Source organism: Rhizobium sp. NFACC06-2 (assembly GCF_900101425.1).
GTDB lineage: Bacteria > Pseudomonadota > Alphaproteobacteria > Rhizobiales > Rhizobiaceae > Agrobacterium > Agrobacterium leguminum.
This window is the reverse complement of sequence record NZ_FMVA01000009.1, coordinates 1-15184: the sequence shown is the minus strand read 5'-3', so window position 1 is coordinate 15184 and position 15184 is coordinate 1. Positions and strand designations below refer to the sequence as shown.

11 protein-coding genes are annotated in these 15184 nt (G+C 53.5%); 3 read left to right on the top strand and 8 right to left on the bottom strand.

The window, feature by feature from the left end:
* The first annotated feature begins 23 nt into the window (after positions 1 to 23).
* Entirely contained in the window at positions 24 to 866 is an 843-nt protein-coding gene (locus tag F3H58_RS16090; RefSeq protein WP_149742892.1) for an amidohydrolase family protein, read from the top strand.
* A 207-nt stretch (positions 867 to 1073) separates the two neighbouring features.
* On the opposite strand, the gene F3H58_RS16085 is transcribed toward F3H58_RS16090, so the two are convergent.
* From F3H58_RS16085 to F3H58_RS16070, 4 genes are all read right to left on the bottom strand, one after another.
* Positions 1074 to 2885, bottom strand: a complete 1812-nt coding sequence (locus tag F3H58_RS16085) for a TniQ family protein (protein WP_149742891.1) — start codon at positions 2883 to 2885, stop codon at positions 1074 to 1076.
* 17 nt (positions 2886 to 2902) lie between these two features.
* Positions 2903 to 3856 carry an ATP-binding protein gene (locus F3H58_RS16080; protein ID WP_149742890.1) on the bottom strand — a complete coding sequence of 318 codons (954 nt, stop codon included), beginning with the start codon at positions 3854 to 3856 and terminating at the stop codon, positions 2903 to 2905.
* On the bottom strand, positions 3856 to 6168 hold the full coding sequence (locus F3H58_RS16075; RefSeq protein ID WP_188128950.1) for a TnsB C-terminal domain-containing protein: 2313 nt from the start codon (positions 6166 to 6168) through the stop codon (positions 3856 to 3858). The genes F3H58_RS16080 and F3H58_RS16075 overlap by 1 nt, the downstream gene beginning before the upstream one ends.
* Positions 6169 to 6263: 95 nt before the next feature.
* On the bottom strand, positions 6264 to 6947 hold the full coding sequence (locus F3H58_RS16070) for a PDDEXK family nuclease (protein WP_149742888.1): 684 nt from the start codon (positions 6945 to 6947) through the stop codon (positions 6264 to 6266).
* Between the two features lie 554 nt (positions 6948 to 7501).
* Between F3H58_RS16070 and F3H58_RS16065 the strand changes: the two genes are divergently transcribed.
* Positions 7502 to 7738 carry a hypothetical protein gene (locus F3H58_RS16065; protein WP_149742887.1) on the top strand — a complete coding sequence of 79 codons (237 nt, stop codon included), beginning with the start codon at positions 7502 to 7504 and terminating at the stop codon, positions 7736 to 7738.
* A gap of 454 nt (positions 7739 to 8192) precedes the next feature.
* Positions 8193 to 9704 (top strand): alpha/beta hydrolase, encoded by a 1512-nt coding sequence (locus F3H58_RS16060; RefSeq protein ID WP_149742886.1) that lies wholly within the window; start codon positions 8193 to 8195, stop codon positions 9702 to 9704.
* Between the two features lie 131 nt (positions 9705 to 9835).
* Here F3H58_RS16060 and F3H58_RS16055 read toward each other — a convergent pair whose 3' ends face one another.
* From F3H58_RS16055 to F3H58_RS16040, 4 genes are all read right to left on the bottom strand, one after another.
* Positions 9836 to 11635: an ATP-binding protein gene (locus tag F3H58_RS16055; RefSeq protein WP_149742885.1), complete on the bottom strand. Its 1800-nt coding sequence runs from the start codon at positions 11633 to 11635 to the stop codon at positions 9836 to 9838.
* Positions 11632 to 12978: an SIR2 family protein gene (locus F3H58_RS16050; protein WP_149742884.1), complete on the bottom strand. Its 1347-nt coding sequence runs from the start codon at positions 12976 to 12978 to the stop codon at positions 11632 to 11634. The genes F3H58_RS16055 and F3H58_RS16050 overlap by 4 nt, the downstream gene beginning before the upstream one ends.
* 88 nt (positions 12979 to 13066) lie before the next feature.
* Positions 13067 to 14344 (bottom strand): DUF3644 domain-containing protein, encoded by a 1278-nt coding sequence (locus F3H58_RS16045; protein WP_149742883.1) that lies wholly within the window; start codon positions 14342 to 14344, stop codon positions 13067 to 13069.
* A 537-nt stretch (positions 14345 to 14881) separates the two neighbouring features.
* On the bottom strand, positions 14882 to 15184 hold a 303-nt coding region (locus F3H58_RS16040), incomplete at its 5' end, for an integrase core domain-containing protein (protein WP_149742882.1).

Sequence of the window (15184 nt, the reverse complement as noted above, 5' to 3'; positions counted from 1 at the left end):
GGCACGACAGGGAGAAGGACGCCATGGACCTCATTGACACCCACCAGCATCTGATCTTGCGGGGCAAACTCGGTTATGCCTGGACGCGCGGCGAGCCGAGCCTTGCGGGAAGCTTCACCCGGGTGGACTATGCAGCTCTTGTCGAGGGCAGCGGTGTCGTCGGCACGATCTTCATGGAAACCGGGGTCGATGACAGTGATTATCGGGCGGAAGCCCGGCTTGTGGCCGGCATGGTTGGGGAAGGGACCTTGCCGATGTTCGGCCAGATCGCCAGCTGCCGGCCGGAAACGGATCAGGGGTTCGATGCCTGGCTGGAGGAATGCCGCCACCTCAAAGTGGTCGGCTTCCGGCGTATCCTCCAGGTCATGCCCGACGATACCAGCCGTGCGGAAAACTATCGCCGAAATGTGCGTAAGATCGGCAAGGCCGGGTGGCCGGTCGATCTGTGTTTTCATTCCCGTCAGCTGGCCATTGCCGCCGAACTTGTCCGTGCCTGCCCCAATGTCCGCTTCATGCTCGACCATTGCGGCACGCCTGATATCGCCGGAAACGATTTTTCCGCCTGGAGCGAGCGCATGGCCGATCTGGCCAGCCTGCCCAATCTCTCCGTCAAGCTTTCGGGTGTCACCGCCTATTGTGCGCCGGGGCAAACGACGCTGGAAAACGTGAGACCTTACGTGGAAACCGTATTGACGCTGTTCGGCCCCCAAAGAATGGTCTGGGGCGGCGACTGGCCGGTGGTCGATCTCGGCTCCGGCCTGCCGGAGTGGATCGCCATGACGAGAGCGTTTCTGTCGGCGCTTTCACCGGATGAGCAGGCAGATATCGGTCATGGCAATGCCAGACGTTTTTATCTGGCGACGTAGGATGATCCTTGACCGGATAAGGTCTCTGGTGCGGCCCTTAACGATTTTCCCTAACTGAGCCGGTTTACTGAAATCATTTACTAATTTCAAGTTCGTGTTCGCCAAGTGCCGCGAGACTGCGCCCCTTAACAACTTTCCTAGAAAAGCTTATAGCGCAAAAAAGCCCGCCAATAGCGGGCTTTCAAAGTGCAGACAAAAATTTGGGGTTTAAAGGCCTACACGCTCGATATCACTTCTACGGTAGATTTTGGTTGCTTTACGACTGGTCTCGTACACGGGATAGGTACCCAATTTCTCAAGCTGCCTACGTACAACAATTGCGGCTTCACCCCGTTCTTTTGCAAGGACATCGAGCAAAACATGATCTTGCGAAAACCTTTCCAGATCGTCTGATCGTACGACGAGAATTTGGCTCCTAATCTTTCGATGCGGGACCGTCATCGTAGGGACGATACCCAGGTCGAAAAGATCGTTGATAGTCTCCCGGCGAGTACCCAACGCAGCAGCAGCACTCGCGCGATCAAGGAATTCTCCGCCGAACCATGATGCAGAAAGCTCGTCAATCTCAGTCGGGTTGACCATGATTTTATCGAGCCGAAAATCAGGTGCGGACATCTGAACGTGGGCCAGCTTGCCATCCAGGATGAGTGCGATGATCTCAATGAACGTCCGATGGCAAATTTTAGTGGCGTCCAATACCGGGACGAGATTATGTTCTGTTGGAATAAGCGAAAGACGAGCCTTAACGCGATCCCGAAACCGCTGCACCTCATCAGCCGATACCCAACGGTACACTCGGCCCATTGCCTCGCCATTTGTTGTGAATGGGAGATATCCCTCGTTCAACAACGCTTCCATTTGCGTCATCGCACATCCCAGACGTTCGGCGGCCTGGGTCGTTGTCAGCTGCGATGCGGCCTCAATCAGCGACCCATGGGCCTCGTCTTTTCGAAAAACGACACTGCGACTCCCAAAAACCGCGATGACGGCGTTCCCACCTCCCTGATTGATGACAACATCTCGAACGCGAGCCTCCGGCAATCCATATTCCTTTGCTGCAGAATATACGGTGTGAACCCGCCTGCGGCTGACGACAGTCAGAAATGTTTCGCCCTGTTCAAGCGGAAGATGTTTCTCGGCGTGATCCTGAAACAGTTCCCTGATGGAGCCGTAATCACCGCCGGGGACCTCGTCTCGCAGCCATCTCAACGGCAGCGAATAGACCATCGGGTATTTGGAAGCTTTACCGACCATCTTCACGATGTATGACGTCAGGAAATCCCAGACTGCCTCTCGCCCTTCCGCAGCGATTGCATATCCTGACGCCAGACACTCGGGGTTCGTCATGCCTCCCGGCACGCGATCAGAAATCTTTCCTTCGGCCGCGAAGTGATGAAGCCCTCCGAGAACCGCGCAAAGTTCAGCGCCAACGTAGAGGGGCAGCGTGTCGAGATAAGAAGTGGCAGGTGGTTCTAACAGTCGCTCTGAAAAGTACCGATCATGCGGCAATGCGCCAGATGCCACTGCATCCTTCACGTTGATATCTGTAAGGGCTTTCAGATCAAGAGTGTCAAAATCCTCGGGAAGATCGACAAGCGGAACTCCGTGTCGCGAGCACCTAGAGATCACGCTTAAACGCCAAGTTGCCCGCATGTAAATGCGGGTTCTAGGATGACCTGTCCCGTTTCGAATGTCGTCCGAAAAGCAGTGCGGACAGTACCTGCGGTGGGTTGCCCTCAACTGTGTACGCTTCACTTGCGCAGAACCAAAAGCAACGATGCCATCTCGCCTGATGGCGAACGCCTGCAGGCGTGCTTCCGACACGCCGCTCCACCGAGTTATCGCAGCGAGTTCATCGCGATCCATTGCAATGATTCCGGCCTGGCGGGTACCGGTAAAGTCGCAAAACTCTGCCAGAGAATGAAAGCCATTCGCCCACACCAACCGCGCTACAAAGCTCTCCGCCGTCTCGTCGTCAAAGGGCAACACGACATATGGAAGTCGACCAGAATTGCTCATTTTTAGTCTCCTTCCGCCTAATCCATATCAGACAGGGAGTGCGAAGGATTGATGCTCCTCCAATCGCTAGTCGTGAATGGGTTGTCAGCTGCGAGGTTCCCGCGACGGGATTTGTAGGCGGCGGCAAAGTCCCCAACGGTCACGTTTGTCCCGGCGCTATCCAGGACGCGAAAACACGCTTTCTGGGTAATCTTGATCATGGTCCCAAATGCACCCTTAGACGCCACGATCAGCCGGGCAATCAGCTCGTCTTCCTCAGTCCACCCAATCTGTAGCCCTGCGTCGTCTTCCACGATTTGGCGCACGACCTTGCCGATAGCTTCCGCGTTTTTCTTTGTGAATTTCACGAGATGGAAGCGTTGGACCTTCGCTCGATTGGCAACCTCATCGCTCTCCATAAAGCGTTTCATCTTGGGCGTACCGGAAAGGATCAAGTGAAGCGGCCAATCGTCAATCTCCGTTAAGCCCTTCACAAAATCTTGCACCTGCAGTATCGCGCCTTCAGTCCCACCTGTATTCACGTGTTGCATTTCATCGAAGTGCAGGTACCTGATCCCTCTAAATTGCAGTTGGCGGGCAATCATGGCCCATCGCGAAACCGCATTCTGGTTGGCTTTAGCGTACAGATTCCATTTGTTCAAAACGGTGTCGGCCAAGCTTTTGGGTGAGCAGTCGGGCGGACACCTTATGCTCAACAATGGAACCACGCGCTTTCCGAACTCATCTTCGTACGGCTGGAACGCTTCCATTTGTTTGAAGAGGCGTGCGAGGGCGGTACTTTTGCCAGTGTCAGAGTTTCCGATTACGAAGAGAATACGATCTTTCGATCCGCCTCCCCTCTCGCAGCGCTTCGCGTTATTGACGAGATCGGTCACCATGTCCTCAAGCTCTCTGTCTTTGAGCTGAAGGTAGTATTTCAGCTCCATATGGAGCTTGCGGTCCTCAATGGACATGTTGCTGAAATCGCTCATTACTTGTAATCTCCGAGCTGGGAATCTTCGTCGTCCTCATCAATGTCGGCAACAGCCTCATCTACCTCAGGGATGATGGGGACCTCGGGCTCGACAGCCTTCTTTTTCGGGGTCTTCGTGGCCAGGATTTCAGCAGGAAGCTCTCCAACACGCCCCTGAAGCAAAGGAGTTGCCTGAGGAGCAGGAGTTGCCAGAAGTGCCAGCTCACCAGCTTCTGCCTTCGTGATGGCGCGGCCTTCGAAAAGCCTCGCAGTGGCGCGAGACATGTCTTCGGCACTGCGCATATGGGGGGAAATACCACCACGCAGAGCAGCAGCATCTACGACGCCATGTACCCAGTTGATGCCGTCATACATGGTGGGCGCGGAGCGCGCTGATCGCTCTTCGTTTAGCCGCTCAAGTTCTTTTTTCGCCAAGTACCATTCTTCGAGGCAAACATACGGAGGTACTCCAATGCAATTTCCGACCGTCAACCATCCGTCCTCAGTGTGGACGGAAATCGATTCCAGGTCGCGAGGATGGAAGCGGACGGGGAAGAGCTTCTTCGAACCGTGCTTACGGCGGTACGACTGGAGTTCATCGGAGTTGTATGGAATGCCGTGAAGGAAAATGCCTTCGCTGCGGATAATCTTGTCCTTCTTCACTCCGAAGATGTGACGTTTTTCGTGTCGACCAGGAACTGGGCGCATCGGATAGGTACGCTTTTTCAGTTCCCACGCCTCATAGGGCGTCAATCCGTTCAGGCGGGCACTGGGAGTGTTCATGAACACATCGCAAAGCCAGCGATAAACGATCACCATGAACTCGTCGACGATTAGGGTTGCATTAGCGACGGAATCGTAGTCGCGACGTTCGACAACGTTGGAAAACGTGCGACCATCGAAATACGACATCAAGTCTTTCGCAAATGTCTTGAACAGCGATTCGATGAACGGTCGTTTCCATGCTTGACCCGCTGGCGGTCGAGTCAGGGACACGCTGCTCATGAGGAAGGCGTCACGTGTGATATCAGCGATGTAGGGCGTCCCGTTATCAGTGACCACGTTCTCCGGCCGCACTTTTGCGGCCCAAGGGGTCTTTGCACCCACGAGGTTCGAAATGTGTGTCTTATCCGACATTACCATTTCGAGGGCCTCGACTACGGCGGAAGCACAAGGCTTTCGAGTTGCCTTCAGCGCCAAAGGCATGGCGGTCGCGGCGTCAATTGCACCCACGAACCAAATGCGCTGGGGTTTGTCTGCTGAGGCTTTTTCCAGGGCGGTCTGAAATTTGGCAGGAAGACGCAACCAGACGCCGGTTTCTTTCATCAGGGTAATGCAATCGACATTCCAGTCGTCGAATTCGACACGCTCACCGGGGCGAACTACGTCGTAAGAATCCATTTTCGGCTTGTAGACTGCATGAGCGTAAGGCTCGCCTTCATGAGCAGCGAGAACGTCGAAAGCCCTCAGCTGTTTAATCATATTCTCAAAGCGCTTACGCTCGACAAAGATCAGTTTGGATTGGTCTTCAGTTCGCGCCTTGTTGGCTTCGTGGATGCGGGCGTTCGCGATTTTCCGTGCCTTCGACATCGGCACTTTGCGTTTCGAAGCATATTCGGCAGCAGCCTGCCGCCAGATCGCATAGCTTTCGGCGCATTCGACCTGCAAATGGCGGCGTTTCGGACCTTTCTGCTGGGGAATGAGCGCACGCACATCGTCACCACAGCCTTCATATTTGCTAACGTAGGAGTTGAAGCTGCGTACTGTTGGCACTTCAAAGCCGTTGGTCTTCTTACCGGCACGTTTCTTTCGTACTTTCCCAGTCTCTTCGTTTTTTTCCTTCTGAAGCAGCTGATACTCGACGGTCCAATTCAGCAACAGCTCTTCCATGGAACGCCCGCCAGGCATTTCCGCTGCTGGTTTCAGGCTGCGGGGCACATACTGCCCGACCTCGACACACCAGGCACGGTGTTTCAAGACGAGGAATTCGTGGTAGCGAGCAATGGCAACGCCGTCGGGTTTAAACTCGTCGACGGTTTTGTTGCCGAACCGCTCGTAAGCCTTCACACCTGCCTCGGTATAAAAACCTGGGTAAAACTGCGCGCGACCCTCATCGATTGCGAGTTCGATTTCGGTATGCTTGATGCGCTTGTGCGTCATTGGATCGCTCTCGTGAAAGAACAACGTATCCGTCGCCCGGTACGAAATGGCGATGAGGGGGGTGCCCTCATAGACGAAACGGTCGTTCGACGTCATGAGGGGGATTGAAGGTGTGCTTTCCGGAGCGGGGCGCAGTTCAAGCTTGCCGTTGGCGTCAGAGTTGTCAGTCATGGTGTCCTCCTTGGACATAGCTTCGCCGTGCTCCGAAAGGTGCTCGAAGTGGCTGGGCTGGGCTGGGATGGAATGGGTTGTGGGCTAGGGGGCGATTAGATTTCGACCATGAACCAGGTCAGCTCATTGATGAGGCCTGGCTCGGGCTTTAGGTACCCAAGGTCGATGAGCCGCCATATGGCGGCCGTACGGGACGGCCGGTCGATGCCCAACGTGTACATCTGGTAGAAGCACACCTTAGCCTCGGCTCGCTGCTGAAGCTCATCCAGCAGGGTTTGAACGTGATGGTCGTCGTGCAATTCTCGATAAAACAGGATGCTATCGGCATTGCGCACGACCCACCAAGGAACATCGTGCTCGGTCATGATCGTCAGTTTATGAAAGCGATCACGATACTCGGGCAACATACCCTTAAAGACGGCCTCGACTTCCGCCTTCTTCTTCTCCTGCTTGACCGCAACGGCCTCCCAACGGCCGCGTTTATCACGGACGCAATAGTCGATGGTGTGTTTGTGAAGCACGCCTTCCTCGTCATGATACTCAACTGTCATGAACTGCGAGCGCACCTCGACAACGCCGGGCCGTGCCTTAAGCACCGAAGCGACCTTTTTCTCGGTGCCGCTTTCGTGCTGCACCTCGCGATTATTGAAAACGCTCGAACCGTTCGTGTTCAACAGGTGCTTGGGGGTGACGTTACGCACGCCTTCGTGGCGCAACGGTTCAACCCACAGCAGGGGTTCGCCATCGATGAAAATGGGGGATTGGGGATTGTTTACCATCGTGACGTACGCATCCCGACGATTGCCTGCTTATCCGCGTCCGATCCGGTGTCCTGGAACACCTCAAATCGGGAGCGAATGTCCTCTCCGGCACCGGAGCGCAATTCGTTCAGAATGGCACGACGCACCAACACGTGGTGCAAAACATTTTTTGATGGGCGCATAGATACCTCCTGGGCGCACATGGGTGGCAGCCCATCCGGAGGTAAAGGACACGATGTCCTTACGTCAGATGGAGCTGAGGAAGGTCTTTCCTAGAATGACGATGCGTATCATCTTGGGGCTCCGTGTTTGAAACTGGGACAGAAGATAGTCAGGGGCGGTACCGCGAGTCTAGCGGGGGAAGTTTGTGCGTTGGAAATATGGTTAATAAAAACTGTCTGATCAGGTCGAGCCTAACGCTGCGATATTTTTCCCGACGTGATAATTGACACTGATGCCGCCGAACTTTAACTTGGCATCATCAAAAAGTCGGTCGTTTCACTTCCGATGAACGTGCGGGGTATTGCCGTACCCCGCACATCTCGTTTTACGACAAGATCGCCGGAGCGATCATGAAGTACACGATTTCGAATGCTAGCAGGGCGATGCCTGCACGATCAAAAAGCGACATGTCGTTTTCCTTCCTGGCGCTGCTTTACAGCCTGCGGAAGCAAGGTGTGTTCGTTCTGGCTGGCTTCCGGAAAATCCCCTGGCGCGCCGGAACGAACCAGCACCGGCTGCGGGGTTTAGAGAGGTTGGTCACGAGCGTCAACGACGACTTCATCTTCTTTCGTGTTGCGGTAAATTAAACGTTCGGCAGATGGTGACGACACCCTTGGCCTCCAAAAGCAAACGGAGGCGGAGGTTGATTCCGGCGCAGCCCAATCGGAACGCTGATATCCTCACGGGCGAATCCGAGGGAAATTCGGTGTTCTCTGTTCCTTCCATTTCCACAATCGCCTGAGATTTTGGTTGGCGCAAAATCTGTCAGAGACGGCGGCTCATGGGCCTCTACAAAGAGAATTTGCAGGCTGGTGGTCTCGCCGGTGCGCGTTGACCTGTCTGAGATATTAAATTCCCCGCCTACTGCTCCACCAGTGTACTACTTCACGCGGCAGATCGCATAATTGATTGAGTATTTTCGAGGAAAGAATGCCGACGCAAGCATCCAGGGAAACCGATCATTTAGGAATGCATCGTTAAGTTGCGACAACTTTCATCGTCCCGTCGGACCAAAACAAACACCATTTATCTGAGACATCTATGGCAAATATTGATCACGTTGAATGGCTTAGAGAGGGCCGCGATGCTTGGAACGGCCGTCGAAAACTAGTGAAATTCAAGCCTGATCTGGCCGGTGTCGACTTTCGTGAAGTTCTCGACCAAGCGTTTCTGAGCGCTCCGCATTCAAATTTCTTCTCTCGTTACGATTTTTCGGAAGCTAATCTCCGCAACGCCAAGCTAATAGATTTGGATTTTTCGAAAGCAAATTTTAAATCAGCAGACCTTTCCCATGCCGATCTCACGCTTAGTAGCTTCGATGGCGCAGCCTTCGACAACGCAAATCTCAACGGCGTTGTTGCTGCAGAATCTTCCTTTCAGGACGCTAGGTTCCCAAATGTTGAATGGACAAATGCAATTCTGCGAGACGCATATTTCGCTCCAGATTTTTCGGAGGCAGACAGCCTCTCGCTCAGCCAGAGGGCAGAGATTTCAAAAGAACCCCCTATTAGGCTGGACTCCGGGCTTCAGGCCAGCTTCAAGGAGTTTTTCGGGGCACGCAAAGCTAACACGCCTACGGTAGCACCGAAGAAAGAGCCGACCTATCTGGTCACGTTTGCGACTAACCGCAATCTTATTAGGGAGCGTGAGTGGGTAACTTTTGGTGAACAGAGAGATAGCAGGCTTCACTACGGCGCTTGTCAGGTTTTGGTCCCAAGTTCACACAAGGTCGGGTCGTTAGGATCGCCACTTTGGAAACGGTTGCTAAAGGGGGACGACCGACTACAAATTCGACGGATATATTACCTGACCAGCGATTTATATTGGCAATTCGTACATAAGAATTTCTCGGAATTGTTTAATAGTACGCCGCCAACTGTTGTTATCCACGGTTACAATGTTGGGTTCGAACAAGCTGTACTTTGGGCCGCTCAGATCGGTTATGACCTAGGCTTGATGCGGGGGATAAATCTTTTCAGTTGGCCATCACGAGACCAAGTGCATGCGTATCAGGCCGACGAAGCGGCAGTTGAGGCCAGCAAGTATCATCTTGCATCATACCTATTAGATTTCATTGAAAATGCTGGCGGGCGGAGGATTAATGTCCTTGCTCACAGCATGGGGTGCCGCTGCTTAGCAGGGGCCCTCGAAATCATCGGGTCTTCAAATCCAGAAAAACTGAAGAGGTTCAATCACTTAATTTTTGCCGCTGCAGATGTCGATCAAGATACTATGCGAAATGTCGGCGCACATGTGATTGGCAATTCTGGCAGTACCACATCTTACGTTTGTTCGAGAGATAAGGCGGTACAGCTGTCCGCTATTCTGCACCAGTTCGCTCGCGTTGGTTTTTTACCACCAGTGTTTCTAATGGATTCGATGGACACCGTTGAGGTGGAGAAGGGAGGCTTGCTGGAACTTGGTCACAGTTACGTCTCGGAGGCGAGGGAGATTTTAATGGATATGCACCAGATTCTCAAAAGCTCAACGCCTCCCGAAGAACGTTTCGCCATAAAGCCAGGAGTGGCGGGGCATTGGGTTCTCAAAAACTGAGTATCGTTCAATCGGAAGATTGTAGTTATTTACCAATTCTCAAGGCTCTACTCGGTGATGCCGAAGCACACGTCAAAGAAAGTAATGTCGCAAAGATTAGTTGCGTGACGTTCTAAAAATATCGCACGGCTCTAAATCCCGGCGTCCTCTTTGTCAGGGGAAGTACCCCAATATGCTTGGTAACGAGGACCATGGGATTCCGGCTGCTGCCCTTTCTCGGGGCGATCAACGAGGACGGGGAGTGGTGCGGGAAGCTCTGGGCCAACGATGATCACTTCTCCTTGAGCTAGTGAGGGAATAAACGCCGCAGCGTCGCGATCCAGTTCTCCACATGAACGCTCGATAGTCTCCCGGTCGCGGTCGTTCGTGAGGCGGTGGACGAATAAGGTACCGAGTTGACTCAGGACGTCCGAGGGAACGTCTCTGGGGCGCTGTGTGGCTATGGTCGTCGTTAGCCCGTACTTCCGGCCTTCCTTCGCAATTAGACCGAAGGCATCGAGTGTCACATGGTTCGTATCGTCACCAATGGATCGACCGATAAACTGGTGGGCCTCGTCCAAGAAACAGACCAGAGGGCACCTTTGAAAGACATTTTGCCGAGCAAGGCCGAGCAAGTATCGGCCTAGGGTGTTCAACAACAGTTCGCGCGTATTATATTTGAAGCTGACATGCTCGAAGGATAGAACAAGTGCGTGCCGATTAGGATCGTCGATGAATTTCTTTATCTCATCGCATATGTTAGCGCCGTCGTCAGAGAAAAGACACCGCATTTCCGGTGAAGACAAATAGTTTTCGATGCGGACATTCAAGGAATTGCAGTTACCCAAAGAAAAATCGTCATAGTTGCCATACTTTCCCATTTCGTCAGGCGTATGCTGCTTGATGCACTCTTCTTTGATCTGATCAGAAAGGAGGCGTATGTCGAAGTCGCAAAAATGAGAGTCCAACTCGCTGGTCAACTCAATCACAGCCACAGACAGCGCATTCCGACTGTTTCCTGCTTTTTTTACCACACCCTTACGTCGAACCTCAACGTACCCCCTGTCTCCAATTTGATAGCGCTCGTTTGCGCCCTCCAGAGTTTGGGCATATCTGTGAGGCGTCTTACGAAGGGCAGTGACCAGGCGCAGGCTCTTGATCGCGCTGCGAAGGTTGGGGCCTTGGCTTTGAACCGACGGTGTTAGGAGAGCATAGAGGTCGATTTCCGAAAGTTGCCGATATGGAAACCTCGCTAGAGGCTGTTTGTCATTCGCTTTCGAGAACGAAAACTCCGTTGCGCCGGACACCTTGCCAGCAAACTCGCCCGTAGGATCAAAAAGGATACACTTTCCTCCAAGGCGGACTGTTTCATTCAGAAGCTTTGACAATGTCCAGCTCTTGCCGCCCCCGGTTGCTCCAAATATTCCGCAGTGCCGCCCAAACAACTTTTCCGGGGGCATCGCAATTGTCGCGTTCGCAATGCCAGACAACCTTCCGAGATTCACCAGAAGGCGCTCATCCTTTCCCGGCTCGACTTCTCCTTGCAGCGCTTCTCTGATGGCAGCCGCGAGTGCTCTGCCATCTGCCAGATGGACCCCGTCACCAACGCGCGGCTTGACATTGATACCCCGCGTGACCTTGTGAGTTGCTTTGTTCACAGTGGCAAGAAGTTGGGCACGACCTTGTGGTTCGGCACTCGCGTCAATTTCCATCTGCCGTTCTAATCCAGGCCGTTGCCGGTCGGGGATGAAGACATCTGTTATTCGGCCGAGGATCGTTTCGTGATCGCAATCGATGAACACGAAGTCACCGGTCGCGCCTCTCGCCAAGCCTCGTTGGCCGCTTGCAGCCAGCGCTTTCGGGATAGTCAGCTCAATCGAAGACGCGCTCACCCTCGTCACAGTGCCGACGCGCTTGTCAGGATCGATCAACGCGATTATTGGATCGGTCATACTGCGGCATCCCTGATCTGATCGAGGCGCATCTGGAGGCGTTGCCGATCTGACTCGCCCGTGATCGCGGGAATGGCATCGACCAAGTCCTCGAATCTACCGTTCAGCAAGGTCACTCGTGGATCGCCTTCTGTGACCAGGCGAGCCATCCGATTTTGATATTTCCTTGTCGGTAGCCCAACGTCGAGAAGGTGGTCGGGAGCGGGATGGGCGTCCAGCTTCACCGATGGGATGAAAGACGGATCGACCAAAATAAGGCGGAGGCTGAGATTTGATTCCAGTGCTGACCAGATGGGAGTGCTGATATGATCGTCGCCGAAGCCAAACCCGGCTATCAGAAGGGCGGTATCTGGTTCACGAAGAGCAGCTTGAAATGCCGCGAACATGTCAAGATAGGGGATTTCAAAAGCTTCTTGATATTTTGTGGACCGAGGATAAATCAATACCGGCATCAGGGACGGATCGTTAGCACGGGAACGGATGACCACGCCATCGGCACGTCGTCGCCAGTCGACCGAACCATGAAGCTTATAAAGTTGGAAGACGCCGTCGATGTAGTCGGCCTTTGTACCGGACGTCTGCCGCCTTACAATATCATGCTGGAAGTAGTCGCGGTTGAAACGTTGTTCAGCACTATGGGAAAAGCCGTCGATGAGCACGACGCCTAGGCGAGAAGCGGCTTCTTCGACGCAAAGATCGTAGTTCGTTGTGAACAACTTGACGCGATGTTTATCTACAGCACGTTTTGCAAATTTCTGGATTAGGCCTTTGTGCGCGGGCAATTCCGTCATTTGGCTAACAAAATCGACCTTTTCAAGAATTGCTCCTTCGGCTTTCGTGATAAAGGTCTTCAGTCTGGTGATCGGACTTGCAGGATCAGCCTTTTCAGCTTCCGTGGCTCGAACCTCCATCAATTCAAGTTTCATCTTGCAGAGGCTCAGGAGATTTTCGATGTCGCCAGCTCGTCGCTTCCCACCGTCTTCAGGCGGCAACGTGCCGATTATCTCCAGCACAACGCTGTCGAAATCCGAATGGCCTGCCAGATTCTCATCGCAAACTTTTGTTCTAGCGGCGTGCCAAAGATCGCCCATGCCAGGTGCTTGCCGCGCGTCAGCGTTTTTCGCACAGAACGAAGCACCTGAACCAAGGAGCGTCAAAACATTGGTCGCGTGAACTGACTGCGTCAGAACCTCGTTGACAAGTCCTTTAGCGCCAGTGATCCTTCTGCTGCTGGCGTCGTCTGGGTCGGCTTCCTGATCCTCCCATGCGAGCCACTTTCCTTCCCGGGTCAGGAGGCGGAGATTGCTCGCTGCGCCAGGTCTGTCTGTCCAATAGTCGCTCAAGCTCTTCTCCGACTCATCGATCAACATAAGGTTGCGGAGAAGCTTATTAGCGCTTTCGCCGTCAACGCAAGTGGAGCGTTCGACCGAATTAAAGGTACTTCTCTGCGTTGTCCTTGCAGTGCTGTAAAACCGTCTCCAGCCATTTCTCAAACCATACCCAGTGGGCCTTATAGTCACCCACGCAGCCGTACCCCTTAGCGGGATTCTTCGCATCAAGCTGGTTCATCAGTTTCGTGTGTGCGCCTGAACCGAACTTCGGGAACCCTGCTTCTGCGACCTTATCGAGGATGTCCTGCCTAATGTAACGTGTGCGGTTCACCTCTTTAAAAACCACCTCAACCTGTTCGGCGAGGGAAGAACCGGGCGAAACGACCACGACAGCCTGATCGGCACCTGCAGCCCTCTTCGCTGCTATAGGAACGAAAGCTACTTTCAACCTGAACGCCGGGTCCTTGACCTGCTCCTCTGTCAGATCGTGTTCAAATGCAGATATAAAGGAGGACACGTGAACAGGTAGGCTTGATGCTTTCTTTAATGCGGTGCGCTGATCCAAACCGAACGACACAAACTGTAGTGCAATGGGCAGGCGCTTTTCCAAACCGAACTGGTGCCCAAACAACTCCTTCAAGGCGTCGTTGAAGTTTAGGCAGCAGGACTGAAGCTCCGCCCCAACTGCGTCATCGATCCTGCTGGTGGATTGATGCTCGATCTCGTTTCGCAGTCCGATCAGGAAATGCAAATTGTTTTTCACCCCCAAAGATAGAGGGCACTTGCCCGTATCCAGACATTGCGTCAGGTCCCAGAAGCGGTCCTGTCCATTGGGCGTCTTCTTCGCCCTATAGACATAGGGAACACCCTCTCGCTTGAAGTATGCATGCAATAAATACGTCCAGGCGATGATAGCGGTCACAACAAATAATTCGGCGCGGAACGTTAGGCCCGCGCTGTTGAAAGTATGAACGGCGGCGATCATCGCTTCGCGAGCCTTGATCAGGAGTTCGTCACCACGGACACTCAAGCCCGTTTCATGATCGATATCGGGCCACGTAGAGAGGAAGGTTTCTAGTTCCTCGTCGTCTACGCCTTTCACAGCCTTATGTTTTAAACCTGTTCTTATCTCACCGATCAGTCGGTGGTTCACGGTCCGCGTAGGGCGAGTGAAGTAGGAAAGGATGTCCTGATCGTTGTAGGTCTTGCGGCGGATCATCGCCTTAACTAAGGCTGCTTCCCACTTTTCCAGTGTGTTGCCGCGACGACGTTTGACTTTTGGTTTCGCGATTTCATCTCCGATCTCGCCGAACCCAGATTCGTGCTCTCCCTCACCATCGGCCACTGCGACCGAAGCATCATAGCTTTCTACCGTCATCCGCTGTCCCCCGTTACAAGCGGGCATATTAGCGAGAGTTGCTGCGGCAGCAACATTAAGTTGCGGCGTCGAATCTTATGCAATGGTCGCGTTGAAGCCTTTGTGGATCGATACACATGCCTTGTGAATATGGTCGGATATTACGGAGTTCACTCAGTTTCGGACGTCCGAGTGATGGCACTATTCCCTGTGGTTTGGTCCGCTTGTCACAGGCATTTCTGGTGAACTCGCTGCCGTTGGAGATTGATAGGCTCGCGTTGCTGCGTCTTCAGAATACCCAGCGACCTCTTGTTTGTGAAGCGAATGCGCTCCATTCCTTGGTCCTTCAATGGGTGAAACCTCATTCTAGGGGGCTTTAGAAAGTAAATTACTGAAGCTCTCCGAGGTGATCTGGGAAGGCCTCAACCAAACAGCCGTGGAAAACTACATTTCCTTAGTGAGATGCGATCCATTCTTTGTGCAAGATGGAGGGGTTAGTAGCGGCATACCCATGCGAGGTGAACCGCACCGGCTTTGCCGGAGACCGTTTGGTTTAAGTTATGCGGCCAATGCTGGTGCGTCCAGCATGGCGTAGTATCGTTCCTCGGCCTCTGCAGGCGGAATGTTTCCAATGGGCTCCAGTAGACGCCGGTTGTTGAACCAATCGACCCATTCCAGCGTGGCGAACTCCACAGCTTCGAAGTTGCGCCATGGTCCTCGGCGATGGATGACCTCAGCCTTGTAAAGGCCGTTGATCGTTTCGGCGAGAGCGTTGTCGTAGCTATCGCCGACGCTTCCGACGGAAGGTTCGATACCTGCCTCTGCCAACCGTTCGGAATACTTGATCGACACGTATTGCAC